The following is a 22,237-nucleotide window of genomic DNA, read 5'->3' on the forward strand; positions in this document are numbered from 1 at the left end:
GGCCCTCACTCGTTTTCGCTGAAGACTTCCAAGTGCCACTCTTCTTCATGTACCTGCAGGACAAAGGTGATCGGACGACAGCACACCTGGCAGTCTTCGATATACGTTTGATCGCCGCCGGACAAATCCAGCGTGGTCTCGACTTCCTCACCGCAATACGGACATTCATAGCGTGCATTTTCCAGCATCGCGGTCTCCCCAGTGACTTGTGCGTATAATCGCCGGTCTATTTGCAGGGCTATTTTTGTCTGGCTACTTTTCAGACCGTGCCCCGCGGGTTTTCGATCAAACCCTTTACTTACCCTAGCCGTTTCCAACAAGAGAGCATGATGGGCGAATTCGATGCCATCCGACCTTACGACGACAGCGAAGTACCTGCGGTACTGGCAAGGCTGCTCGGCGACAAGGCGTTTCTAGATATCCTCACCCACTTCCGCTTCCCGCGTTTTGCCGGTGCCTTCGGCTGGATGCTCAAACCTCTTATAGCCCATCGGCTGCGTCGTGAGTTTGCCGACGTGAATTCCGTGGCTACCTTACAGGACAAAGTCGAGTTCTACGTCGACCACACCATCGAGCGCGCCACCGACGGCGTGACCTATACCGGTGTCGAGCAATTCAAGTCCGGCAGCGCCTACCTGTTCATCGCCAACCACCGCGATATCGTCATGGACCCGGCCTTCGTCAACTACGCCGTGTACCACGCCGGCCTGCCGACACCGCGCATCGCGATTGGCGACAACCTGCTGCAGAAGCCGTTTGTCAGTGACCTGATGCGCTTGAACAAGAGCTTTATCGTCCACCGCTCGATCACCGGCCGTCGCGAGAAAATGGCTGCTTATCAGTTGCTGTCGGCGTACATCAACCACTCGATCCGCAACGATTGCGCGTCGATCTGGATTGCTCAGGCGGAAGGTCGGGCGAAGGACGGCGACGACCGCACCGAGTCGGCGATCCTCAAGATGTTTCACATGAGCCGCAAGGACGAGCCGTTCGGCGAAGTGATTCGTTCGTTGAACGTTACCCCGGTGTCGATCAGCTATGAATACGACCCGTGTGACCAGGCCAAGGCCCGCGAACTGTACATCCGCGCCACCACCGGCACCTACGCCAAGGCGCCGGGCGAGGATGACGTGAGCATCGCGAAGGGCATCACCGGTTACAAGGGTCGGGTCCACGTGAATTTTGCCGCGCCGATCACCGAGGTGTTTGAAGACACCAAGCAATTGGCGATCGAAATGGACAAGCAGATTCTCGGCGGCTACCGGTTGTTCCCGGTGCATTACCTGGCGTACGCGCAGTGGGCGGATGCCGATCCGCAACTGAATGTGCCGAAAGCGGCCGAGGTGTTCCCGGCTGACGAACTGGCCAAGGCGCAGGATGAGTGGCAAAGCCGATTGGATGCCTGCCCAGCTGAGCATCGGCCGTACCTGGTGCTGCAATATGCGACGCCGGTGCGTAATCAATACCGGGTCAAGGCTGGGTTGCCGCTGTAAAGCAACAGCAAGATCAAAAGATCGCAGCCTTCGGCAGCTCCTACATGGGAATGATGTACATCCTGTAGGAGCTGCCGAAGGCTGCGATCTTTTGCTTTCAGAAGCGCGTGCTGATCCAGGAGACGATCAGAGCAAGCCCCAGGCAGGCAAAACCAAAACGATAGAAGAATCGGTTCATGCGCAACGTCGCCCAATCGAGGATCGGCTCGGCATTCGGCTGCGCCTGGCGCTGGGCGGCGAGACTGGCCTGGGCGCGTTGCTCACGGCGGCGGGTCGCGTGCAGCAGCCAGCTGCCCGGAAAGGCCAGCAGCAAGGCCAGCAGGTTGATCAACTTGGCGGGATGGGCGGCAAACAGCGTCATCAAGTGCAGCGACATCACAGACCTCGAACTTAACCGGTGTGGCAGACGCCAGACCGACGACCGCGGCGCGGATTCTACCCAAACCGGCCCACCCTGCCCCAGCCTTTGCGACAAATAACCTGACAATCGACCGATGGCTGTCCTGTGTCATGGCATCGTCACGTGGATGCTTCACCCTGCGCGCCTCGAAACCCGAATGGAATGCGACATGCTGCACGCGGAAAACCAGGATCGCCTGTACCTCATCACCCCTTACGACGACCAGCAAAGCCTGGTCGGCAGCCTTGCCTTCAACGTGCAGGATCGACACTGGCTGGTGTATTGCGCGCTGGGCGGGCATCAGCACGCGGACTTGCCCGAGACCGATTTGTTGACTGGCGTGAGTGTGCTCGATTTCTATTCCCAGGCTGCCTGAACGTCAAAAGCACCCTCACCCTAGCCCTCTCCCAGAGGGAGAGGGGACTGACCGAGGTGTTTGCGGTAGATACGCCGACTTAAGATACCGCGCCGAACTCAGGTTTTTGACGCACACGCGATCGGCTCCCTCTCCCTCCGGAGAGGGGACTGACCGAGGTGTTTGCGGTAGATACGCCGACATGAGATACCGCGCCGAACTCAGGTTTTGAAGCACACGCGATCAGCTCCCTCTCCCTCCGGAGAGGGGACTGACCGAGGTGTTTGCGGTAGATACGCCGACATGAGATACCGCGCCGAACTCAGGTTTCGAAGCACACGCGATCAGCTCCCTCTCCCTCGGGAGAGGGGACTGACCGAGGTGTTTGCGGTAGATACGCCGACTTAAGATACCGCGCCGAACTCAGGTTTCGAAGCACACGCGATCGGCTCCCTCTCCCTCGGGAGAGGGCTGGGGTGAGGGGAATCGATTTCCCATACGACACAAATCCCAGATCCAAAAAAAGCCCGGAACCATCACTGGCCCCGGGCTTTTTCACATTCGCTGCAAACTTACTCAGCGAGCACCTGACCCACGGTCGGGTCCTTGAACAGACGCGTCAGCGCATCGCTCAATACATCGCTGACCAGTTTGGTGTTGGTTTCCTGATTTGGCGCCATGCCGAAGCGCTGGTCCAGCGACGCACCGTAACGACCGCTGTAGCGGCGGTTGGCGTTCTGCACGTCAGAGCGGAAGGTTGCGCCGATGGTTGCTTCGGTCACGTACATGCCTTCTTTCGGCGACTGATATTTCAACTCGGCCAGGGTCACGGTCAGCTGCGGCGCGTTGGGTGCGTTAGTGGTCGGGGTGAAGCCGAGCAGACGCACGGCGGCTTCGGCCTGGGCCTGCAGCTTGGGCAGGATCTGCTCGCGCTGCACGGTGATGGCGCTGGTTTCCGGGTACAGACCGCCACGGGTGCCCAGGGTTGGCGACGGACGACCATCGACCACACGCACGATGACAGGCTGGCCACGACCGACCGCTGGCAGTTGCGTGGTCAGCTTCGGCTCCGGATTCAGTTGTTGCGGGCTGTGGGCGCAGCCGGCCAGGGTCAAACCGGCGACAGTGATCAAACCGAACAACAGGCGTTGCAACATGCTCTTCTCTCCAGAATCAGGCACAAACAGGCCGGCAGTATAGCGGTGGGCCACTGCGCGTAACCAGCGCCGCGCAGTGAATACTGAAATGTCTGACAAACCCCGCCGAAAGCGGTTCCTGTCACACATTCTTCACCGTCCATACACCGCGGCGTCATGCCTCGCCGACAAGCTTCAAAGCAGTCCTCCTTCAAGGAACTCTGCCATGCGTTATCTGATCTCGCTGTTCGCCCCTCGCCCGCTGCATCGCAGCTTCGCCCTGCTCGACCGCAACGGTCATTGCCAGGCTTTCAAGCAGTGCAGCCTGCAACCGATGGGCGACGGCTGGGTGGAAATCGAAGAAATCCGCCTGACCTGGTTGAACCAGCCGCTGCCCGCCAGCGCCCGGGTCGTAACGCGACAAATGCGCGCACGGGCTCAGGTGCAGTTGAGCATCTGACCGGATGCCTAATAAAAGTCATTAAACACGAGCAACTGCGCGCATTTCTTCGCTACAATCTCCCCCCGATTATAAGGACGTCTCCTGATCGGGCCCCGCAACAGCGTCAATGCGCATGCATCGACATCAAAATCGCCCACAGAGAGCCGCCCACACAGATCGAGTGAAGTTGGCGCGCTTGCCTGTTCTTCCGGCAAAAACCCGCTTTTCGCGAATCTGCAGAGCTGTCATTCGCTCGGCCACCGCGTTGTTTTGCCCTTGCGGGCAGGTGCCAGGCCAAGGCAGCCCTTTTTTGAGGTTCACGTCTTCAAAAGAGCGTGAAAAAAACGGGTTTTCACAACTTCACAAGAGTGTGGCGAGCAAATGAATAGTTTTGCGTCTGAACATGCACCATTAGCGTCCGAAACAGCCCAACGACACAGGACCGGGTATACCTCGAACATCGGAGCCTGAAGCCTGTCCGCTACGGATTTGGTTGCACGAAAACGGATGTCTCGACCATAAGTCGAATTGCCAGCCCTGCGTGAAAATGCGTTCATGGAACGCTTGAAACCAGGCCGCACGCATCCGTCGAAGTTGCGAAAAATTGCGAAGATTCGGACATGGCCAACCTGACCACGGATAGCCCGGGCCCACTGATCTGCCCTGGAACGCCTGGCAGCCATGCCGACAATTTGGTGCTGCAGATTTGGGAGACGCGTTAAATGGCGCATAACGAAGCAGTCGACGTAGTTCTGGTAGGGGCCGGCATCATGAGTGCCACCCTGGCCGTACTGCTCAAAGAGCTCGACCCCGCGATCAAGCTGGAAGTCGTTGAGCTGATGGATTCCGGTGCTGCCGAGAGTTCCAATCCGTGGAACAACGCCGGTACCGGTCACGCCGGCCTGTGCGAGCTGAACTACACGCCGCAGGCTGCCGATGGCAGCGTCGACATCAAGAAAGCCGTGCACATCAACACCCAGTTCGAGGTGTCGAAGCAGTTCTGGTCGTACCTGACCAAGAAGGGCACGTTCGGCTCGTGCAAATCCTTCATCAGCCCGGTTCCGCACCTGAGTTTCGTTCAGGGCGAGAGCGGTGTGTCGTTCCTCAAGGAACGCTTCAACGTGTTGAGCAAGCACCACGCGTTTGCCGACATGGAGTACACCGAAGACAAAGGCAAGATGGCCGAGTGGATGCCGCTGATGATGCCGGGCCGCTCGCCCGACGAAGTCCTGGCTGCCACCCGAGTGATGAACGGCACCGACGTCAACTTCGGCGCCCTGACCAATCAGTTGCTCAAGCACTTGAGCAGCGCCCCGGACACCCAGGTCAAATACTGCAAGCGCGTGACCGGCCTCAAGCGTAACGGCGCCGGCTGGACCGTCAGCATCAAGGACGTCAACAACGGCAACACCCGCGAAGTCGACGCAAAGTTTGTCTTCCTCGGTGCCGGTGGCGCGGCCCTGCCGTTGCTGCAGGCTTCGGGCATCGAAGAAAGCAAAGGCTTCGGCGGCTTCCCGATCAGTGGCCAGTGGCTGCGTTGCGATAACCCGGAAGTAGTCAAGCACCACCAGGCCAAGGTCTATAGCCAGGCGGCCGTGGGTTCGCCACCGATGTCGGTGCCGCACCTCGATACCCGCGTAGTCGATGGCAAGAAATCCCTTCTGTTCGGGCCGTACGCCGGTTTCACCACCAAGTTCCTCAAGCACGGCTCCTTCATGGACCTGCCGATGTCGGTGCGCGCCGGCAACATCGGGCCGATGCTGGCGGTGGCGAAAAACAACATGGACCTGACCAAGTACCTCGTCAGCGAAGTGATGCAGTCGATGGAACAGCGTCTGGAATCGCTGCGGCGTTTCTACCCGCAGGCGAAAGCCGAAGACTGGCGCCTGGAAGTGGCCGGCCAACGGGTGCAGATCATCAAGAAGGACCCGAAAAAGGGCGGCATCCTGCAGTTCGGTACCGAACTGGTCGCAGCGAAGGACGGCTCCCTCGCTGCCCTGCTCGGCGCATCGCCAGGTGCGTCGGTGACCGTTTCGATCATGCTCGAGCTGATCGAGAAGTGCTTCCCGGCCAAGGCGTCCGGCGAGTGGGCAAGCAAACTGGCGGAGATCTTCCCGGCCCGTGAAAAGGTTCTGGAAACCGATGCTGCGCTGTATCGCAAGATCAACACGCAGAACAACATCGCCCTGGAACTGGTTGAAGAAAGCAGCGAGACACCAAGCTTCGCTTGATCTTGCGGCATGAAAAAACGCCCCAATCGGGGCGTTTTTTATGGACGCCAGAATCAAAAGATCGCAGCCTTCGGCAGCTCCTACAGGGCCAACATAAATCCCATGTAGGAGCTGCCGAAGGCTGCGATCTGTTGATCTTGTCTTTTGCCCTTAACCGCGGGACTTTTCGATCAGTTCAATGTATTCCGGGGCGTTGCGCTGATCGGCGATCAGGTCAACGAAGGTCTGGCCCTGCTCATCCTTGCCATCAACGTCATAACCCGCCGCAACGAAGAAGCCCAGAAAGCGCTCGAAATCATCGATGCGCAAACCACGATAGGCCTTGATCAGTTTGTGCAGCGACGGCGAAGTGGCGTCGACCGGCTCAAAATCGAGGAACAGCTTGATCTGCTCATCGCCGATCTCGTCACCAACCACTTGTTTCTTATCTTTACGCATTGCCGACTCCAGCTCGCAGACATGACACGGGGCGGGCAGTTTACCCCTGCCCGACCGCCCGGCTCAACGCGGACGAATCGCCCCGGTGTGCAAATCCGCCCAGATGTGGCCGTTGGCATAACTGAGGAACTGCACATACACCGTGTCGTTGCGCAGCAGATCCATCACCACGCGGTATTGCGCCAATGGATAGAACAGCGTCAGGGTTTTGCTTTTGTCATCGTAGGCCGGCTTTTTCAGGCTTTTGCTTTCGCCGTCAAAACTCACCAGCACCTGGCTGATCGTCGCGCCCTTGTTCAGCGACTTGCCTTTGAGGCGGATCAACAAGGATGAGGTGACCGGAATCGGCTGCTGATTGGACTGGCGCTGCGCACCGACCACCACCGAATACTCGCTGACCTGCAGCAGTTGCTGCTGCTCGGGGTCAGCATCACGCAGGGTCAGATCGTCCGGCGGCAGGAACTGGCTGTGCATCGGCGCAGCGGACAACGGCAGGCAGAGGGTCAGCAACAGGGCGGCGAGACTGCGGATCAAGAGGCGCATGACAGACTCCGGAGGGCGGGGCCAAGAACTCTAGCATGCACCTGCGCAAATCAATGCGCCGATTCAATCGAACTGCTTGCGCATCCAGGCCTGATAGTCAGCGACACCGGGCTCGCCATCACGCGGTGCCCATGGGGCGAGTTCGCCTTCACCGACCGGGCGATAGGGTCCGGCCTTGCATTCGAACATCAGGCTGTCGGCTTCCAGTACGACCAGTCCGTGAAAGACGTTCGTCGGCAGATCCACACCGACACAGTCCCCGCCGGCCTGCAGAACCTGCTTTTTCAACACGCTACCGTTTTCGTCGAAAATCAGCAGCCCCAGCCGCCCCTTGAGCACCAGCAACGTTTCAGCCTTGTTATCACCCAGATGACGATGAGGCTGGATGTAGGTGTGCGGTTGCAGCCCCACCGCCATGCGATGACAGGCTTCTTCCATCTGATGGAAGTTGTGATGCTGGCGTCCGCGGGGATTGTGCGCGGCTTTCTCGGCCAACTCAGCGAACAGCGTTTGATCAAGAAAGCCAGGCGTACCCATCGCTTTACATTCCTTTAACCGCGTAAATCCCGTTGGCGTTGCGCCAGTAGCCCTTGTAGTCCATGCCGTAGCCGAAGATGTAGCGGTCGATGCACGGCAGGCCGACGAAATCGGCTTTCAGGTCCGGGCGCGCCTTGCGGTCGTGGTCCTTGTCGATCAGCACGGCGGTGTGCACTTTGCGTGCGCCGGCGTGTTTGCAGAAGTCGATAATCGCGCCCAGGGTATGACCTTCATCGAGAATGTCGTCGATGATCAGCACGTCGCGGTCGATAAACGAAACTTCCGGCTTGGCTTTCCAGAACAGATCGCCGCCGCTGGTTTCGTTGCGATAACGGGTCGCGTGCAGGTAGGACGCTTCCAGCGGGAATTGCAGATGCGTCAGCAGTTTGCCGGAGAAGATCAGGCCGCCGTTCATCACGCAGAACACCACCGGATTGCTGTCAGCCAGTTGTTCGTTGATTTGTGCACCGACGCGGGCGATGGCCGCCTCGACTTCAGACTCGGTGTACAGGCAGTCAGCCTCTCGCATGATTTGACGGATATGCTCAAGATCAGCGGACATGGCGCTCTCCAGGGGTTGGCGGAATTGGAAAAGCGGGCAAAGGTACGCATCCCGCGAGGTCGAATCAAGCTCTTATGGACTAACGTACAGAATGTCCTATAGGACATCACCCTCGGATAGATTAATCTAGGCCGGTTTTTTTGCCCGCCGCCGGAGCCTTTCCCATGCCCATCCTCGAGATCCGCCATCCGCTGATCCGTCATAAACTCGGCCTGATGCGCCGCGCTGACATCAGCACCAAGAATTTCCGCGAGCTCGCTCAGGAAGTCGGCGCCCTGTTGACCTATGAAGCTACAAAAGACCTGCCGCTCGAATCCTACGACATTGCCGGCTGGTGCGGCACCGTGTCGGTGGAGAAGATCGCCGGCAAGAAGATCACCGTCGTGCCGATCCTGCGTGCCGGCATCGGCATGCTTGAAGGCGTGCTCAGCCTGATCCCGGGCGCCAAGGTTTCTGCTGTGGGCGTTGCCCGCAACGAAGAAACCCTGCAAGCGCACACCTACCTGGAAAAACTGGTACCGGAAATCGACGAACGCCTGGCGATGATCATTGACCCGATGCTCGCCACCGGCAGTTCCATGGTTGCCACCATCGACCTGCTGAAAAAGGCCGGTTGCCGCGACATCCGCGCCATGGTCCTGGTGGCCGCGCCGGAAGGCATTGCTGCCGTAGAAAAGGCGCACCCGGACGTGACCATCTACACCGCGTCCATCGATGAACGTTTGAACGAGCACGGCTACATCATTCCTGGGCTTGGCGACGCCGGTGACAAGATCTTCGGCACCAAGCAGAAGGACGCGTAACCATGCAGCAAGAGTTCAACGATCCGCTCTGGCGCACGGTACTGTCCGGCGCGCAGATGCTGTTCGTGGCCTTCGGCGCCTTGGTGCTGATGCCGCTGATCACCGGCCTGGACCCCAACGTGGCACTGTTCACCGCGGGTCTGGGGACGATCCTGTTCCAGATCGTCACCGGGAGACAGGTGCCGGTGTTCCTCGCGTCGAGCTTCGCTTTCATCACACCGATCATTCTCGCCAAGGGCCAGTTCGGCCTCGCCGCGACCATGGGCGGGGTGATGGCGGCCGGTTTCGTCTACACCTTCCTCGGCCTCGCCGTGAAGATCAAAGGCACGGGCTTCATTGACCGTTTGCTGCCACCGGTGGTGATTGGTCCGGTGATCATTTCCATCGGCCTGGCCATGGCGCCGATTGCCGCGAACATGGCGATGGGCAAGGCCGGCGACGGCACCGAGCTGATTCACTATCAAACAGCGATGATGATTTCCATGCCGGCGCTGCTGACCACGCTGATCGTGGCAGTGTTCGGCAAGGGCATTTTCCGTCTGGTGCCGATCATTTCCGGGGTGCTGGTGGGCTTTGCCATGTCGTTCTATTTCGGCGTGGTCGACACCGCGAAAATTGCTGCAGCGCCGTGGTTCGCCCTGCCGCACTTCACCGCGCCGGAGTTCAACTGGCAGGCGATTCTGTTCATCGTTCCGGTGGCACTGGCCCCGGCGATCGAGCACATCGGCGGCGTGATTGCCGTGGGCAGCGTGACCGGTCGCGATTACCTGAAGAAGCCGGGCCTGCATCGCACCCTGCTCGGTGACGGCATCGCCACCACTGCTGCCGGCCTGTTCGGCGGCCCGCCCAACACCACTTACGCCGAAGTGACCGGCGCGGTGATGCTGACCAAGAACTACAACCCGAAAATCATGACCTGGGCGGCGATCTTCGCCATCACCCTGGCGTTCATCGGCAAATTCGGCGCGCTGCTGCAGAGCATTCCGGTGCCGGTGATGGGTGGGATTCTGTGCCTGTTGTTCGGTTCGATTGCGGCGGTGGGCATGAACACCCTGATCCGCCACAAGATCGACCTGGGCGAAGCGCGCAACCTGGTGATTGTTTCGGTGACGCTGGTGTTCGGTATCGGCGGTGTGCTGGTCGGAACCGGCACCGGCCCGGATGACTTCGGCCTCAAAGGCATCGCGCTGTGCGCGGTGGTGGCGATTGCGCTGAACCTGATCCTGCCGGGCAATGATGGCTGGAAGCAGAAGAAGGCGGATGAGCCGCTGATCTAAGGCTTTCAGATCTTCATCGCCTGACAGATAGCATTCGCGAGCAGGCTCGCTCCCACAGATTGGAATGTATTTCCCCTGTGGGAGCGAGCCTGCTCGCGAAGCTTTTAAAGGGCCAGCGGCGCTCTTTCGCAGAGGGTCGCCAGCGCCTTGGCCCATTGCGGGTCGTCGTTCAGGCACGGCACCAGTACCAGTTCCTCGCCCCCCGCTTCGCGGAACTGTTCCCTACCGCGATCGCCAATCTCTTCCAGCGTCTCGATGCAGTCAGCGACGAACGCCGGGCACATCACCAGAATCTTTTTCACCCCGCTTTTCGCCAGTTCATCCAGCCGCGCTTCGGTATACGGCTCGATCCATTTCGCCCGGCCCAGGCGTGACTGAAACGACACCGACCATTTGCCGTCCGGCAGGCCCATGGTTTTGGCGAAGGCGGCGGCGGTACGGAAACACTGCGCGCGGTAACAGGTTGCCAATACCGCCGGCGAGGCGGTCTGGCAGCAATCGGCGCCCTTGAGGCAGTGATTGCCCGTCGGGTCGAGTTTGCTCAGATGCCGCTCCGGCAAGCCGTGAAAGCTCAGCAGCAGATGATCGTAATCCTGCTGCAGATGCGGACGCGCGCTGGCGGCCAGTGCTTCGATGTATTCCGGCTGATCGTAGAACGGTTGCAGGATCGACAACTGCACATCGAGCTTCTTCTCGCGCAGTACGCGCCGGGCTTCTTCGATCACGGTGGTCGTGGTGCTGTCGGCGAACTGCGGATACAGCGGCGCCAGCGTGATCTTCTTATGTCCCGCTTTGACCAGACGCAGCAGACAGGTTTCGATCGACGGCTCGCCATAACGCATCGCCAGATCCACCGGGCCGTGTTTCCACGTCCGGGTCATCTGCTCCTGCAAGCGGCGGCTGAGCACCACCAGCGGCGAGCCCTCCTCCCACCAGATCGAGGCGTAGGCATGGGCCGATTGCTCGGGGCGCTTGATCAGGATCAGCGACACCAGCAACCGCCGCAGCGGCCATGGCAGGTCGATCACGTACGGGTCCATAAGAAATTGATTGAGGTAGCTGCGCACATCGGCCACCGAGGTGGAGGCCGGAGAGCCCAGGTTGACCAGAAGCAAAGCGTGATCGGTCATGCAACGTCCTATTTCAGAGGCGGCTGGAGAGATCATCCAGAGCCGCGCGTAAATCCGTAAAGCGGAAAGCGAACCCCGCTTCGAGCAAGCGTGCCGGCGTGGCGCGCTGGCCGCCGAGCAATAACAGTGACAGTTCGCCGAGCATGACCTTCAGCGCCAGGGTCGGCATCGGCATGAACGCCGGGCGGTGCAACACACTGCCCAGCGTCTTGGCAAATTCGCGGTTGCGCACAGGTTTCGGCGCGCAGGCATTATAAGGACCGCTCGCCTGATTCCGGTGCAGAAGAAAATCAATCAGGGCGATTTGATCGTCGATGTGAATCCATGGCATCCACTGCCGACCATTGCCCAAAGGCCCGCCCAGCCCGAGCTTGAACGGCAGCAACAGCCGCGACAAAAAGCCGCCCTCGGCCGACAGCACCAGACCGGTTCGCACCAGCACCACACGGATGCCGAGATTCTCGGCACGCAGCGCGGTTTCTTCCCAGGCGATGCACAACTGACTGGCGAAGTCGTCGATGCCGGGCGGCGATTCTTCAGTCAACTCGCGTTCGCCAGCGTCGCCGTACCAGCCGATCGCCGAGCCGGAAATCAGCAGCGCCGGTTTCTGCGCGCGGGTTTCCAGCCACGCCAGCAGCGTTTCCGTCAGGGTGATGCGGCTGCTCCACAGCAACGCCTTGCGTCGATGGGTCCAGGGGCGGTCGGCAATCGGCGCGCCGGCGAGATTGACGATCGCATCCAGCGGCTCTTCGCCGAGGTCTTCCAGACGGGCAATCCCGCGCACTTGCGCGCCGCAGATCTGCGCGACTTTTTCCGCGCGGCGACTCCACACCGTCAGGCGATGGCCCTGCTCCAGCCAGTGCCGGCAGAGCTGACGTCCGATCAAACCAGTACCGCCGGTCAGCAATATGTGCATGACATCTTCCTCGCGTGGCGTTTAACCCGGATCACTAGTCTATTTTTATAGGCAGGGATCTTTTCTATCGGGCAGGCTCTATGGTTTAACAATAGGCCAAGCTGTCAGAACGAGAACGCTAGAAGTTATACCAAAAAACAGAATTGTACAGGTTTGATCGACGGCGTAGTCTGTACAGAAAGGTAAACGAGGCCCCTATGACTGTACCTATCGCAATCATCGGCACCGGCATCGCCGGGCTCTCCGCCGCCCAGGCTCTGACAGAGACCGGGCATACCGTTCAACTGTTCGATAAAAGCCGCGGCAGCGGCGGGCGCATGTCGAGCAAGCGCAGCGACGCTGGCTCGCTGGACATGGGCGCTCAATACTTCACCGCGCGCGACAGGCGCTTCGTCACCGAGGTGCAGCGCTGGCAGAGCCAGGGCTGGGCCGCCGAATGGACGCCGCAGTTGTACACCTTCCAGGGCGGGCAACTGAACATGTCGCCGGACGAGCAGACCCGCTGGGTCGGCACGCCGCGGATGAGCGCCATCACCCGTGGCCTGCTCGATGGTCTGGATGTGCAGTTCGCCTGCCGCATCACCGAAGTCTATCGCGGTGAAGAACACTGGCATCTGCAGGACGCCGACGGCTGCACCCACGGCCCCTTCAGCCATGTGGTGATCGCCACACCGGCACCGCAAGCCACCGCGTTGCTGGCCGCCGCACCGAAACTTGCCGGCGTCGCAGCCGGGGTGAAAATGGAGCCGACCTGGGCCGTCGCCCTCGCCTTCGAAACTCCACTCGATACGCCGATAGAAGGCTGCTTCGTGCAGGACAGCCCGCTCGACTGGCTGGCGCGCAACCGCAGCAAACCCGGGCGCGACAGCACTCTCGACACCTGGGTGCTGCATGCAACCAGCGCCTGGAGCCGGCAACATATCGATCTGTCCAAGGAAGCAGTGATCGAGCATTTGCACGGTGCTTTCGCCGAACTGCTGCACAGCGCCATGCCTGCGCCGACCTTCAGCCTCGCCCACCGCTGGCTCTACGCCCGCCCCGCTACCGGCCATGAATGGACCACGCTGGCCGATGTCGATCTGGGCCTGTACGCCTGTGGCGACTGGTGCCTGTCGGGCCGCGTTGAAGGCGCCTGGCTGAGCGGTCAGGAGGCTGCACGTCGCTTGCACGAACACCTGCAATGAATCGCATCAATCCGCGCAAATTGCTGCTGTCGAAGTGGACAGCAGCCCAGCCGCAAAACCGCGAAAAACATTTTTTGGTGACCGAACTGATCCGCGACGAGGAAGGTACGGTGCTGGAAGTTGAATTGCAGGCGGTGCTGACCCAGCGTAGCGAGCGACTGGATTGGCAGGTGCTGAAAGACAGCGAAAACTGGTTACTCGGCTGGAAATAGATTTCCCTTGTGGGAGCGAGCCTGCTCGCAAATGCGCTGTGCCAGATGCGGATTCACTGACTGACACACCGCTTCGCGAGCAGGCTCGCTCCCACAGTGTTCTTGGTGAACCCAAAAAAGTTATACAAATCATTTGACTTGTACATCCATCGATCTATGCTGAGGAAAAGTTGTACAGAGATAACTCTCTGTACAGGTATAGATTCGAGGTGCTCATGTCTACTGCTTCCCTGTCCAAGCCGAAGATCGCCATCAGCGCCTGCCTGTTGGGCGAAGAAGTGCGCTACAACGGTGGGCACAAGGAATCGCGGCTGTGCAGCCGTACCCTCACCGAATATTTCGATTTCGTCCCGCTGTGCCCGGAAGTCGCCATCGGCATGGGCATTCCCCGTGAGCCGATCCGGCTGGTCGGCGACCCGGAGCAACCCGAGGCCGTCGGTACCGTCGACCGCACTATCAACGTCACCAGGCCGCTGGCCGAGTACGGCGAGAAAATGGCCGCCGAGTTGCAGGACCTGTCCGGCTACATCTTCATGCAGCAGTCGCCCTCCTGCGGGCTGGAACGGGTCAAGGTCTATCACGACAACGGCGCGCCAGTGAATGGTGGCGGACGCGGCATCTATGCGCAGGCATTCTGTGCACAGCATCCGGATCTGCCGGTGGAAGAAGCCGGGCGCCTCAACGATCCGGTGCTGCGGGAAAACTTCATCACTCGCGTGTTGGCCTACAGCGCCTGGCAGCAAGTGCTCGCCGAGGGCCTGAGCCGCCGCGCCCTCACCGAATTCCATTCGCGCTACAAGTACCTGCTGATGGCGCACAACCCGCTGCAATACAAAAACCTCGGCAAGATGCTCGGCAATATGGCTGACAGCGATCCCGCCGAACTCGGCCCACGCTACTTCAGCGAACTGATGGCCGCGCTGAAGAAATGCGCCACGCGCGGCACCCATTGCAACGTGCTGCTGCACCTCAGCGGTTATTTGAAACAATCGCTGAGCGCCGAAGACAAACAGGAAATGCAGCAGATCATCGGCCAGTACCGCCAGGGCATCGTGCCGCTGGTGGTGCCGTTGACGCTGCTCAAACACCATTTTCGACTCCATCCGGACCCGTACATCGCGCAGCAGGTTTACCTGCAGCCGCATCCGGAAAACCTCAGTCTGCGAAACGCGATCTAATGAACGATAAAACCGACAGCAGCGCCCGGGAAGACCTCGGCGCCGACTTCAAGAAAGCCCTCGACGAGGGCTGGTTGCCGATTCGCGAAGTCGCGCGGCAGACCGGCGTCAACGCCATCACCCTGCGCGCGTGGGAACGTCGCTACGGCCTGGTGGTGCCCCAGCGCACGCCCAAGGGTCATCGGCTCTACAGCGCTGAACATGTGCAGCGGATCATGGCCATCCTCACTTGGCTCAACCGTGGGGTGGCGGTCAGCCAGGTCAAGCCACTGCTCGACGCGCCGCAAGCCTTCACCGAAACCGTGGAGAACGACTGGCAGCGTCTGCGCCAGACTTTGCTCTCGGCAGTCACCGCACTGAATGAGCGCACGCTGGATGACAGTGTCAATCAGGCCATCGCCCTGTACCCGCCACGGACCTTGTGCGAGCAATTGCTGATGCCGTTGCTGGCCGAGCTCGAACAGCGCTGGCAGGGCCAGTTCGGCGCGCAGATGGAGCGCACGTTTTTCTATTCCTGGCTGCGCAGCAAGTTCGGCGCACGCATCTACCATAACAACCGCCAGCTGCATTCGGCGCCGCTGCTGTTGATCAATAATTCCGACCTGCCGCTGGAGCCGCATCTGTGGCTGTGCGCGTGGCTGATCAGCAGTGCCGATTGCCCGGTGCAAGTGTTCGACTGGCCGCTGCCTGCCGGTGAGCTGGCGCTGACCGTCGAGCATCTGCAAGCCCGTGGTGTGCTGTTGTATTCGAGCAAAGCCATGCAATTGGCGCAGTTGCCCAAGCTGTTGGCGAACGTCAATTGCCCGACCCTGATTGCCGGCCCCACGGTGCATATCCACCACGCCGAGCTGTCAGCACGCACCGCCCAAGCCACCGATCTGTTCCTGGCCGAAGATCCGCTAGCAGCCCATCAGGCGCTGCTCGAGCGCGGATTGATTTGATGATGGGTTTAATCACATGCAATTGATCTGGCTGCGCAGCGACTTGCGCCAACATGACAACACTGCCCTCGCGGCCGCCGCAGCGCGCGGCCCGACGGTGGCGGTGTATCTGTTGAGTCCGCAGCAGTGGCTGGAACACGATGATGCACCGTGCAAGGTGGATTTCTGGCTGCGCAACCTGCGCGAACTGAGCCAGAGCCTCGGCACGCTGAATATCCCGTTGTTGATTCGCAGCGCGCCGCACTGGGATCAGGCACCGGCAGAGTTGCTCAAGCTCTGTCGGCAATTGAAGATCGAAGCAGTGCATGTCAACGAGGAATACGGCGTTCACGAAAGCCGCCGCGATGAAGCCGTGGCCGACACGTTGCGAGCCGAGAGCATTGAGTTCCACAGCTATCTGGATCAGTTGCTGTTCAAACCCGGGACGGTGCTGACCAAGACCGGCACCTATTTCCAGGTGTTCAGTCAGTTCCGCAAGGTCTGCTACGAGCGCCTGCATCGCTCGATGCCGGCCTTGGTCAAAGCACCGGGCAAACAGGCCGCCCTGGATATTGCCAGCGATGCGATTCCCGAGGCTGTCAAAGGCTTCGCCACACCGAGCGAATCCCTGCGCGCCTTGTGGCCGGCCGGCGAGCAAGAAGCGCGGCGCCGGCTCGACACCTTCACCGATGCGCAGATCGATTATTACCGCAGCGAGCGCGACTTCCCGGCCAAACCGGGCACCAGCCAACTGTCGGCGTACCTCGCCGCGGGGGTGATCTCGCCACGCCAGTGCCTGCACGCCGCACTGCAAAGCAATCAGGGCGAGTTCGAAAGCGGCAAGGTCGGCGCGGTCACATGGATCAACGAGTTGCTGTGGCGCGAGTTCTATAAACACATTCTGGTCGGCTACCCACGCGTCTCCCGGCATCGCGCCTTCCGCCCGGAAACCGAAGCGCTGGCCTGGCGCGATGCGCCGGAAGAACTCAAGGCCTGGCAGGAGGCACGCACCGGACTGCCGATCATCGACGCTGCGATGCGCCAATTGCTGGAAACCGGCTGGATGCACAATCGCCTGCGCATGGTCGTGGCGATGTTCCTGACCAAAAATCTGTTGATCGACTGGCGCGAGGGTGAACGCTTTTTCATGCGTCACCTGATCGATGGTGACCTGGCGGCGAACAATGGCGGCTGGCAATGGAGCTCGTCCACAGGCACCGACTCGGCGCCGTACTTCCGCATTTTCAACCCGCTGAGCCAGTCGGAAAAATTCGATGCCGAAGGCGTGTTCATCAAGCACTGGTTGCCGGAACTGGCCGGGCTCAACAAGAAGGAAGTGCACAACCCAGCGGCAGCCGGAGGACTGTTCGGCGTGGCCGATTATCCGGCCCCGATCGTCAACCTCAGCGCTTCACGCGAGCGCGCGCTGACGGCGTTCAAGAACCTGCCGTCGCGCCAGCCAGTGGGCGGCAGCGATGAGTGACTTCCTGCGCAGCTTCGCCCGCGAGTTTTCCGGGTTGAACAAAGACAACCTGCATCGCCTCGGCGAGCTGTACAGCGACGACATTCATTTCACCGATCCGCTGCACGAAGTTCAGGGCCTGGCACAGCTGCAGGTTTACTTCAGTGAGCTGTACGCCAACGTCAGCGATCTGCGTTTCGATTTTCACGGCTTTGACCAGATCCGCGAAGGTGAGGGTTACCTGCGCTGGGTCATGAGTTATCGCCATCCGCGCCTGGCCAAGGGGCGGGAAATCAGGGTCGGTGGCTGTTCGCACCTGCTCTGGCGCGACAAGGTTTATCGCCATCGGGATTATTTCGATGCCGGGGCGCTGCTGTATGAACACTTGCCAATATTGGGCCGGGTGATTGCCTGGCTGAAAAGGAGAATGGGATGAGTCGTACACCTCCACGGCGGTATTGGTTGACCGGCGCCAGCAGTGGCATCGGTGCAGCATTGTGTGAGGACATCTTGAAAAGCGGCGCGCATCTGGCGGTCAGCTCGCGCTCGACTGCGCCGCTGAAAGTCTTGTCCCAGCGTTATCCGGGACAGGTGCTGGTGGTGCCCGGCGATCTGACCAACAGTCAGACCGTGCGCGAAATCGGTGAGCAGATCGGCGCGGCCTGGGGTTCGCTGGACAGCGTGATTCTCAACGCCGGCACCTGTGAATATGTCGACGCGCGCCAGTTCGATTCGTCGATCATCGAGCATGTGGTGCGCACCAATCTGCTCGCCAGCAGCTATTGCATCGAAGCCGCCTTGCCGCTGCTGCGCAAAGGCACCGCGCCGCACCTGGTCGGCATGGCCAGCTCGGTGACCTACCTGCCGCTGCCACGGGCCGAAGCCTATGGCGCATCGAAGGCCGGGCTGCGTTACCTGTTCGAATCGCTGCGCATCGATCTGGCGGATGAAGGCATTGAAGTCACCATCATCAGCCCGGGTTTTGTCGAAACGCCGCTGACCGAGAGGAACGATTTCCCGATGCCGCTGAGCTGGCCTGCGGATAAAGCGGCGCGGCACATCTTCGCCAAACTCAAGGACCGTCCGCTGGAAATTGCCTTCCCGGGGCTGTTCATGGCCGCGCTGTGGCCGCTGTCGAAACTGCCCGCCCGCGCGCAACTGGCGATCGGCAAACGCATGGTGCGCAAGAACCCTCCGCAGCGGGACCCGATATGAAAATCGCCGTAATTGGCAGCGGTATCGCCGGGCTCACCTGCGCCTACCTGCTGAACCGCCGCCACGACATCACCGTGTTCGAAGCGAGTGACTGGGTCGGCGGCCATACCCACACCGTACCGGTCAGCGTGGCCGGGCAGTCGTTCGCCATCGACACCGGTTTCATCGTGTTCAACGACTGGACCTACCCGAACTTCATTCGTTTGCTCAACCAGCTTGGCGTGGCGTTCAAGCCGACCGAAATGAGCTTTTCGGTAACCGATCCGGACACCGGCGTGGAATACAACGGCAACAACCTCAACAGCCTGTTCGCCCAGCGCAGCAATCTGTTGTCGCCGGGGTTCTGGGGCATGCTGCGCGACATTCTGCGCTTCAACAAAGAAGCCCAGCGCGACCTGATGGAACTACGGATTGCCGCCGACACCACCCTCGACGATTACCTCAAGGCCGGCGGCTACGGCGAGCGTTTCGTCCTGCATTACATCGTGCCGATGGGCGCGGCGATCTGGTCGATGCCGATGGCGGAAATGCTCAACTTCCCGCTGCAATTCTTCCTGCGCTTCTTCAAGAATCATGGCCTGCTTTCAGTCAGCGATCGTCCGCAGTGGCAGGTCATTGAAGGCGGTTCCAGTGCCTATGTGGCGCCGCTGACCGCTTCGTTCAGCGACAGGATCCGCCTGAACTGCCCGGTCAAGCGCGTCGAGCGCAACCAGCACGGCGTGGTTATCCACAGCCCGGCCGGCCTCGAACATTTCGACAAAGTGGTGTTCGCCTGTCACAGCGATCAGGCGCTGAACCTGCTGGCCAACCCGAGCGACGCCGAGCGTTCGATTCTCGGTGCCCTGCTCTACGCCGACAACGACGTCGTGCTGCACACCGACACGCGCCTGCTGCCAACGCGCAAACTGGCCTGGGCCAGCTGGAACTATCGCCTCGGCGGCGCCGGCCATACGCGCGCGGCGGTCACCTACAACATGAACATCCTGCAAGGCATCGAAAGCGACACCACGTTTTGCGTCAGCCTCAACCAGACCGCCGGCATCAGCCCCGATAAAGTGCTGGCCCGTTACACCTATGCCCACCCGCAATACACGCTCGCCGCAGCGGCCGCGCAAAACCGTTGGGGCGAACTCGATGGCGAGCAGCACACGTATTATTGCGGCGCCTACTGGGCCAACGGCTTTCATGAAGATGGCGTGGTCAGCGGGCTGCGCGTGGCCGCCGCGTTCGGTGAAACCCTGTGAACAGCGCTCTGTACAGCGGCGTCATCGGCCACCGACGTTTTGCCCCGCGCCGCCACGAATTCCGCTACCGCATCGGCCTGCTCTATCTCGACCTGAGCGAACAGGACGCCGTACTGGCCCTGTCGCCACTGGCGGGGCGCAGCCGCTTTGCGCCGTTCTCGTTTCGCGAAACCGATTACCTCAAAGCCTTCACCGGCAAGGGCATGCGCCTGATCGACGCCGTGCGCCAGCAGGTCGGCGCAGCTATCGGTCATGAGCCACAAGGCGCGGTGTGCCTGCTGACCCAGCCGCGCAGCTGGGGGCTGTCGTTCAATCCGGTGAGTTTCTTCTATTGCCATGAAGCCGACGGACAACTGGCGGCGATCGTTTGTGAAGTAACCAATACGCCCTGGCGCGAGCGTTATCACTATGTGCTGCCGGCGCAGGTGCCGACCAGCCTGGTGGATTTCCATCAGCATTTCGCTGTGGCCAAGGCGTTTCACGTCTCGCCGTTTCTGCCCCGCGACCTCGAATACCGCATGAGCTTCAGCCCCGCTGCGCAAAGCCTTGGCGTGCACATGGCCGATTGGCAGGGCAACGAGAAACTGTTCGACGCCACGCTGAATCTGCGCCGCGAGCCGCTCGATCGGCGCAGCCTGCACCGCTACCTGCGGCGCTTCCCGTGGATGACCGCAAAAACCGCTTTGGCGATTTATTGGCAAGCACTGCGACTGCTACTCAAGCGCGCGCCGATCTTCGCTCACCAGGCTGCCGACGGCAGCTTTCAAACCGCCACTGTGCCTCCGAAGGAGCCGCACCATGAAATCCTCTAGCCTGCCGCTCGGTCGCTTCAGCACCAACGGTTTGACCGGCTCGCTGCTGCGCCGTGGCGTGTTGCGCCAGTTGGCGCAGCTCAAACACGGACAATTGATGGTCGTCGAGGATGGCGAACAAATGCTCTTCGGCACGCCGGGCAGCGCCCTGCTCGGCGAAGTCCATGTACTCGACCCGGCCCTGTGGGGCATGGTCGCCGGCAACGGCTCGATCGGCGCCGGCGAAGCATTCATCCACGGCTACTGGAGTTCGCCGGACCTGACGGCTGTGGTGCGCGTATTCGTCAGCAATCTCGATGTGCTCGATGCAATGGAGGGTGGCCTGGCGCGACTCGGCCGCCCCTTTGTGCAAGGGCTGCACTGGCTCAATCGCAACACGCGCAAGGGTTCGCAGAAAAACATCGCCGCGCATTACGACCTCGGCAATGAACTGTTCGAACAGTTTCTCGACCCGACCATGATGTATTCCGCCGCCCAGTTCCTTTCGCCGAGCGACACCCTGGAACAGGCGCAATTGAACAAACTCGAGCGCATCTGCCAGAAACTCGCGCTCAAGCCCAGCGACCACCTGCTGGAAATCGGCACCGGTTGGGGCAGCATGGCCCTGTACGCAGCGCAGCATTACGGTTGCCGCGTGACCACTACGACGCTGTCGAAAGAGCAGTTCGCGTTCACTGCCAAGCGCATCGAACAACTTGGCTTGCAGGATCGCGTCACCCTGCTGCTCAAGGACTACCGCGACCTCAGCGGCGAGTACGACAAACTGGTGTCGATCGAGATGATCGAAGCGGTCGGCCATCGGTTCCTGCCCACCTACTTCAAACAATGCGCGCAGTTGCTCAAGAGCAATGGCCTGATGCTGCTCCAGGCGATCACCATTCGCGAGCAACGCTACGAACAGGCCAAACGCAGCGTCGACTTTATCCAGCGCTACATCTTCCCCGGCGGCGCCCTGCCCTCGGTGCACAAGATGCTCGATGTGGTCAGCCGCGAAACCGACATGAACCTGCTGCACATGGAGGATTTCGGCCTGCATTACGCCAAGACCCTGCGCCTGTGGCACGAGAACTTTCGCCTCGCCCATGGTCGCCTGAGCGAACTGGGCTACGACGATTATTTCCTGCGTTTGTGGGAGTTCTATCTGTGCTACTGCGAGGGCGGATTCCTCGAACGCACCATCGGCACCGCGCAATTGCTGCTGGCCAAACCGGCGGCGATGACCGCGCCGCTGCTCGGTCGCTTCGATGCGTGAACGTGTCGCCAACGCCGTGCTGTTTCAGCTCGGCTGGCTGGCCTGCGTGCTCGGCGGCAACAGTTTGTGGCTGCTGCTGGCACTGGCGGCACTGGTGATTCATCTGCGCTGGATCAGCAGTTGGGCGGCAGAAGGTCGTTTGATTCTGTGCGTAGTGATTGTCGGCACGGCGGTGGACAGTGTCTTGCGTTACCTCGGCGTGTTCCGCTTTGCAGACGCCTCACCGCTGATTCCGCTGTGGCTGATGCTGCTGTGGGCGCTGCTCGCCACCACGTTGCGCCACTGCCTGGCCTGGAGCGCGCGGCCATGGTGGCTGGCCAGCGGGCTTGGCGCAATCGGTGGCGCATTGTCGTACTACGCTGGCGGACGCCTGGCCGGCGTGCAATTTCCCTATGGCGAGGCGGCGACGCTGATCGTCATCGGGCTGCTCTGGGCAGGGCTGTTCCCACTGTTGCATTTGATGGCGCGGCGTCTGGCACCATGAGCGTCCGTCAG

General features: G+C 60.7%; 26 protein-coding genes. 17 read left to right on the forward strand and 9 right to left on the reverse strand.

Annotation, left to right across the window (positions count from 1 at the left end; translation table 11 throughout):
- Nucleotides 1–5: 5 nt before the first annotated feature.
- The gene (locus PspCFBP13508_RS08040) at nucleotides 6–188 is read right to left on the reverse strand and encodes a CPXCG motif-containing cysteine-rich protein (RefSeq protein ID WP_137214146.1); all 183 of its coding nucleotides are present in this window, start codon (nucleotides 186–188) and stop codon (nucleotides 6–8) included.
- A gap of 141 nt (nucleotides 189–329) precedes the next feature.
- Here PspCFBP13508_RS08040 and PspCFBP13508_RS08045 point away from each other — a divergent pair, with 141 nt between their 5' ends.
- Nucleotides 330–1,493, forward strand: a complete 1,164-nt coding sequence (locus PspCFBP13508_RS08045) for a 1-acyl-sn-glycerol-3-phosphate acyltransferase (protein ID WP_174823868.1) — start codon at nucleotides 330–332, stop codon at nucleotides 1,491–1,493.
- 97 nt (nucleotides 1,494–1,590) lie between these two features.
- Here PspCFBP13508_RS08045 and PspCFBP13508_RS08050 read toward each other — a convergent pair whose 3' ends face one another.
- On the reverse strand, nucleotides 1,591–1,869 hold the full coding sequence (locus PspCFBP13508_RS08050; protein WP_137214147.1) for a hypothetical protein: 279 nt from the start codon (nucleotides 1,867–1,869) through the stop codon (nucleotides 1,591–1,593).
- Nucleotides 1,870–2,062: 193 nt separating this feature from the next.
- On the opposite strand from PspCFBP13508_RS08050, the gene PspCFBP13508_RS08055 reads away from it, so the two are divergent.
- Nucleotides 2,063–2,269 carry a hypothetical protein gene (locus tag PspCFBP13508_RS08055; protein WP_016770662.1) on the forward strand — a complete coding sequence of 69 codons (207 nt, stop codon included), beginning with the start codon at nucleotides 2,063–2,065 and terminating at the stop codon, nucleotides 2,267–2,269.
- Nucleotides 2,270–2,820: 551 nt separating this feature from the next.
- On the opposite strand, the gene PspCFBP13508_RS08060 is transcribed toward PspCFBP13508_RS08055, so the two are convergent.
- Nucleotides 2,821–3,405, reverse strand: coding sequence for a YajG family lipoprotein (locus PspCFBP13508_RS08060; RefSeq protein ID WP_024014276.1), 585 nt, complete (start codon nucleotides 3,403–3,405; stop codon nucleotides 2,821–2,823).
- A 205-nt stretch (nucleotides 3,406–3,610) separates the two neighbouring features.
- Between PspCFBP13508_RS08060 and PspCFBP13508_RS08065 the strand changes: the two genes are divergently transcribed.
- Both PspCFBP13508_RS08065 and mqo read left to right on the forward strand, forming a co-directional pair.
- Nucleotides 3,611–3,844, forward strand: a complete 234-nt coding sequence (locus PspCFBP13508_RS08065) for a hypothetical protein (protein WP_137214148.1) — start codon at nucleotides 3,611–3,613, stop codon at nucleotides 3,842–3,844.
- A gap of 704 nt (nucleotides 3,845–4,548) precedes the next feature.
- The gene (mqo, locus tag PspCFBP13508_RS08070) at nucleotides 4,549–6,057 is read left to right on the forward strand and encodes a malate dehydrogenase (quinone) (protein WP_024014277.1); all 1,509 of its coding nucleotides are present in this window, start codon (nucleotides 4,549–4,551) and stop codon (nucleotides 6,055–6,057) included.
- Between the two features lie 150 nt (nucleotides 6,058–6,207).
- Here the strand turns inward: mqo and PspCFBP13508_RS08075 are convergent, their stop codons facing one another.
- From PspCFBP13508_RS08075 to PspCFBP13508_RS08090, 4 genes are all read right to left on the reverse strand, one after another.
- Nucleotides 6,208–6,495, reverse strand: coding sequence for a PA4642 family protein (locus PspCFBP13508_RS08075; RefSeq protein WP_137214149.1), 288 nt, complete (start codon nucleotides 6,493–6,495; stop codon nucleotides 6,208–6,210).
- A 63-nt stretch (nucleotides 6,496–6,558) separates the two neighbouring features.
- Complete coding sequence (locus tag PspCFBP13508_RS08080) at nucleotides 6,559–7,038, reverse strand: hypothetical protein (RefSeq protein ID WP_130910479.1); 480 nt, start codon at nucleotides 7,036–7,038, stop codon at nucleotides 6,559–6,561.
- Between the two features lie 63 nt (nucleotides 7,039–7,101).
- Nucleotides 7,102–7,575: a WbuC family cupin fold metalloprotein gene (locus PspCFBP13508_RS08085; RefSeq protein WP_137214150.1), complete on the reverse strand. Its 474-nt coding sequence runs from the start codon at nucleotides 7,573–7,575 to the stop codon at nucleotides 7,102–7,104.
- A 4-nt stretch (nucleotides 7,576–7,579) separates the two neighbouring features.
- Nucleotides 7,580–8,137 carry a hypoxanthine-guanine phosphoribosyltransferase gene (locus tag PspCFBP13508_RS08090; RefSeq protein WP_016773231.1) on the reverse strand — a complete coding sequence of 186 codons (558 nt, stop codon included), beginning with the start codon at nucleotides 8,135–8,137 and terminating at the stop codon, nucleotides 7,580–7,582.
- Nucleotides 8,138–8,301: 164 nt separating this feature from the next.
- Here PspCFBP13508_RS08090 and upp point away from each other — a divergent pair, with 164 nt between their 5' ends.
- Together upp and PspCFBP13508_RS08100 are read left to right on the forward strand one after the other, a co-directional pair.
- On the forward strand, nucleotides 8,302–8,940 hold the full coding sequence (gene upp / locus PspCFBP13508_RS08095) for a uracil phosphoribosyltransferase (RefSeq protein WP_090286199.1): 639 nt from the start codon (nucleotides 8,302–8,304) through the stop codon (nucleotides 8,938–8,940).
- Between the two features lie 2 nt (nucleotides 8,941–8,942).
- Nucleotides 8,943–10,217: a uracil-xanthine permease family protein gene (locus PspCFBP13508_RS08100; RefSeq protein ID WP_016773229.1), complete on the forward strand. Its 1,275-nt coding sequence runs from the start codon at nucleotides 8,943–8,945 to the stop codon at nucleotides 10,215–10,217.
- Between the two features lie 104 nt (nucleotides 10,218–10,321).
- Here the strand turns inward: PspCFBP13508_RS08100 and hemH are convergent, their stop codons facing one another.
- Entirely contained in the window at nucleotides 10,322–11,347 is a 1,026-nt protein-coding gene (gene hemH / locus PspCFBP13508_RS08105) for a ferrochelatase (RefSeq protein WP_137214151.1), read from the reverse strand.
- A gap of 13 nt (nucleotides 11,348–11,360) precedes the next feature.
- Nucleotides 11,361–12,263 carry a TIGR01777 family oxidoreductase gene (locus PspCFBP13508_RS08110; protein ID WP_137214152.1) on the reverse strand — a complete coding sequence of 301 codons (903 nt, stop codon included), beginning with the start codon at nucleotides 12,261–12,263 and terminating at the stop codon, nucleotides 11,361–11,363.
- Nucleotides 12,264–12,460: 197 nt separating this feature from the next.
- Here PspCFBP13508_RS08110 and PspCFBP13508_RS08115 point away from each other — a divergent pair, with 197 nt between their 5' ends.
- The 11 genes from PspCFBP13508_RS08115 to PspCFBP13508_RS08165 all read left to right on the forward strand — a co-directional run bounded on the left by PspCFBP13508_RS08115 (nucleotide 12,461) and on the right by PspCFBP13508_RS08165 (nucleotide 22,226).
- On the forward strand, nucleotides 12,461–13,447 hold the full coding sequence (locus PspCFBP13508_RS08115; RefSeq protein ID WP_130909546.1) for an NAD(P)/FAD-dependent oxidoreductase: 987 nt from the start codon (nucleotides 12,461–12,463) through the stop codon (nucleotides 13,445–13,447).
- Nucleotides 13,444–13,659, forward strand: a complete 216-nt coding sequence (locus PspCFBP13508_RS08120) for a TIGR02450 family Trp-rich protein (protein WP_130909547.1) — start codon at nucleotides 13,444–13,446, stop codon at nucleotides 13,657–13,659. The genes PspCFBP13508_RS08115 and PspCFBP13508_RS08120 overlap by 4 nt, the downstream gene beginning before the upstream one ends.
- A gap of 215 nt (nucleotides 13,660–13,874) precedes the next feature.
- The gene (locus tag PspCFBP13508_RS08125) at nucleotides 13,875–14,837 is read left to right on the forward strand and encodes a DUF523 and DUF1722 domain-containing protein (RefSeq protein WP_041479992.1); all 963 of its coding nucleotides are present in this window, start codon (nucleotides 13,875–13,877) and stop codon (nucleotides 14,835–14,837) included.
- Entirely contained in the window at nucleotides 14,837–15,778 is a 942-nt protein-coding gene (locus tag PspCFBP13508_RS08130; RefSeq protein WP_137214153.1) for a MerR family transcriptional regulator, read from the forward strand. The genes PspCFBP13508_RS08125 and PspCFBP13508_RS08130 overlap by 1 nt, the downstream gene beginning before the upstream one ends.
- A gap of 16 nt (nucleotides 15,779–15,794) precedes the next feature.
- Nucleotides 15,795–17,240 carry a deoxyribodipyrimidine photo-lyase gene (gene phrB, locus PspCFBP13508_RS08135; protein ID WP_137214154.1) on the forward strand — a complete coding sequence of 482 codons (1,446 nt, stop codon included), beginning with the start codon at nucleotides 15,795–15,797 and terminating at the stop codon, nucleotides 17,238–17,240.
- Nucleotides 17,233–17,655 carry a nuclear transport factor 2 family protein gene (locus PspCFBP13508_RS08140; RefSeq protein ID WP_137214155.1) on the forward strand — a complete coding sequence of 141 codons (423 nt, stop codon included), beginning with the start codon at nucleotides 17,233–17,235 and terminating at the stop codon, nucleotides 17,653–17,655. Before phrB ends, PspCFBP13508_RS08140 begins: the two co-directional genes overlap by 8 nt.
- Nucleotides 17,652–18,434: an SDR family NAD(P)-dependent oxidoreductase gene (locus tag PspCFBP13508_RS08145; RefSeq protein WP_137214156.1), complete on the forward strand. Its 783-nt coding sequence runs from the start codon at nucleotides 17,652–17,654 to the stop codon at nucleotides 18,432–18,434. Before PspCFBP13508_RS08140 ends, PspCFBP13508_RS08145 begins: the two co-directional genes overlap by 4 nt.
- Nucleotides 18,431–19,678, forward strand: coding sequence for an FAD-dependent oxidoreductase (locus tag PspCFBP13508_RS08150; RefSeq protein WP_137214157.1), 1,248 nt, complete (start codon nucleotides 18,431–18,433; stop codon nucleotides 19,676–19,678). Before PspCFBP13508_RS08145 ends, PspCFBP13508_RS08150 begins: the two co-directional genes overlap by 4 nt.
- Complete coding sequence (locus tag PspCFBP13508_RS08155) at nucleotides 19,675–20,490, forward strand: DUF1365 domain-containing protein (protein WP_137214158.1); 816 nt, start codon at nucleotides 19,675–19,677, stop codon at nucleotides 20,488–20,490. Before PspCFBP13508_RS08150 ends, PspCFBP13508_RS08155 begins: the two co-directional genes overlap by 4 nt.
- Nucleotides 20,477–21,742: a cyclopropane-fatty-acyl-phospholipid synthase family protein gene (locus PspCFBP13508_RS08160; RefSeq protein WP_137214159.1), complete on the forward strand. Its 1,266-nt coding sequence runs from the start codon at nucleotides 20,477–20,479 to the stop codon at nucleotides 21,740–21,742. Before PspCFBP13508_RS08155 ends, PspCFBP13508_RS08160 begins: the two co-directional genes overlap by 14 nt.
- A complete protein-coding gene (locus tag PspCFBP13508_RS08165; protein WP_137214160.1) occupies nucleotides 21,735–22,226 on the forward strand; it encodes a DUF2878 domain-containing protein in 492 nt (163 codons plus the stop codon). The genes PspCFBP13508_RS08160 and PspCFBP13508_RS08165 overlap by 8 nt, the downstream gene beginning before the upstream one ends.
- Nucleotides 22,227–22,237: the final 11 nt, after the last annotated feature.

Origin of the sequence: Pseudomonas sp. CFBP13508, from assembly GCF_005233515.1 — a bacterium.
GTDB classification, from domain to species: domain Bacteria; phylum Pseudomonadota; class Gammaproteobacteria; order Pseudomonadales; family Pseudomonadaceae; genus Aquipseudomonas; species Aquipseudomonas mercuritolerans.

Bases quoted from the DNA above. Each gene is read 5' to 3' on its own strand.
- PspCFBP13508_RS08040 (WP_137214146.1), bottom strand. From the start codon at position 188: ATGCTGGAAAATGCACGCTATGAATGTCCGTATTGCGGTGAGGAAGTC.
- PspCFBP13508_RS08045 (WP_174823868.1), top strand. From the start codon at position 330: ATGGGCGAATTCGATGCCATCCGACCTTACGACGACAGCGAAGTACCT.
- PspCFBP13508_RS08050 (WP_137214147.1), bottom strand. From the start codon at position 1,869: ATGTCGCTGCACTTGATGACGCTGTTTGCCGCCCATCCCGCCAAGTTG.
- PspCFBP13508_RS08055 (WP_016770662.1), top strand. From the start codon at position 2,063: ATGCTGCACGCGGAAAACCAGGATCGCCTGTACCTCATCACCCCTTAC.
- PspCFBP13508_RS08060 (WP_024014276.1), bottom strand. From the start codon at position 3,405: ATGTTGCAACGCCTGTTGTTCGGTTTGATCACTGTCGCCGGTTTGACC.
- PspCFBP13508_RS08065 (WP_137214148.1), top strand. From the start codon at position 3,611: ATGCGTTATCTGATCTCGCTGTTCGCCCCTCGCCCGCTGCATCGCAGC.
- mqo (WP_024014277.1), top strand. From the start codon at position 4,549: ATGGCGCATAACGAAGCAGTCGACGTAGTTCTGGTAGGGGCCGGCATC.
- PspCFBP13508_RS08075 (WP_137214149.1), bottom strand. From the start codon at position 6,495: ATGCGTAAAGATAAGAAACAAGTGGTTGGTGACGAGATCGGCGATGAG.
- PspCFBP13508_RS08080 (WP_130910479.1), bottom strand. From the start codon at position 7,038: ATGCGCCTCTTGATCCGCAGTCTCGCCGCCCTGTTGCTGACCCTCTGC.
- PspCFBP13508_RS08085 (WP_137214150.1), bottom strand. From the start codon at position 7,575: ATGGGTACGCCTGGCTTTCTTGATCAAACGCTGTTCGCTGAGTTGGCC.
- PspCFBP13508_RS08090 (WP_016773231.1), bottom strand. From the start codon at position 8,137: ATGTCCGCTGATCTTGAGCATATCCGTCAAATCATGCGAGAGGCTGAC.
- upp (WP_090286199.1), top strand. From the start codon at position 8,302: ATGCCCATCCTCGAGATCCGCCATCCGCTGATCCGTCATAAACTCGGC.
- PspCFBP13508_RS08100 (WP_016773229.1), top strand. From the start codon at position 8,943: ATGCAGCAAGAGTTCAACGATCCGCTCTGGCGCACGGTACTGTCCGGC.
- hemH (WP_137214151.1), bottom strand. From the start codon at position 11,347: ATGACCGATCACGCTTTGCTTCTGGTCAACCTGGGCTCTCCGGCCTCC.
- PspCFBP13508_RS08110 (WP_137214152.1), bottom strand. From the start codon at position 12,263: ATGCACATATTGCTGACCGGCGGTACTGGTTTGATCGGACGTCAGCTC.
- PspCFBP13508_RS08115 (WP_130909546.1), top strand. From the start codon at position 12,461: ATGACTGTACCTATCGCAATCATCGGCACCGGCATCGCCGGGCTCTCC.
- PspCFBP13508_RS08120 (WP_130909547.1), top strand. From the start codon at position 13,444: ATGAATCGCATCAATCCGCGCAAATTGCTGCTGTCGAAGTGGACAGCA.
- PspCFBP13508_RS08125 (WP_041479992.1), top strand. From the start codon at position 13,875: ATGTCTACTGCTTCCCTGTCCAAGCCGAAGATCGCCATCAGCGCCTGC.
- PspCFBP13508_RS08130 (WP_137214153.1), top strand. From the start codon at position 14,837: ATGAACGATAAAACCGACAGCAGCGCCCGGGAAGACCTCGGCGCCGAC.
- phrB (WP_137214154.1), top strand. From the start codon at position 15,795: ATGCAATTGATCTGGCTGCGCAGCGACTTGCGCCAACATGACAACACT.
- PspCFBP13508_RS08140 (WP_137214155.1), top strand. From the start codon at position 17,233: ATGAGTGACTTCCTGCGCAGCTTCGCCCGCGAGTTTTCCGGGTTGAAC.
- PspCFBP13508_RS08145 (WP_137214156.1), top strand. From the start codon at position 17,652: ATGAGTCGTACACCTCCACGGCGGTATTGGTTGACCGGCGCCAGCAGT.
- PspCFBP13508_RS08150 (WP_137214157.1), top strand. From the start codon at position 18,431: ATGAAAATCGCCGTAATTGGCAGCGGTATCGCCGGGCTCACCTGCGCC.
- PspCFBP13508_RS08160 (WP_137214159.1), top strand. From the start codon at position 20,477: ATGAAATCCTCTAGCCTGCCGCTCGGTCGCTTCAGCACCAACGGTTTG.
- PspCFBP13508_RS08165 (WP_137214160.1), top strand. From the start codon at position 21,735: ATGCGTGAACGTGTCGCCAACGCCGTGCTGTTTCAGCTCGGCTGGCTG.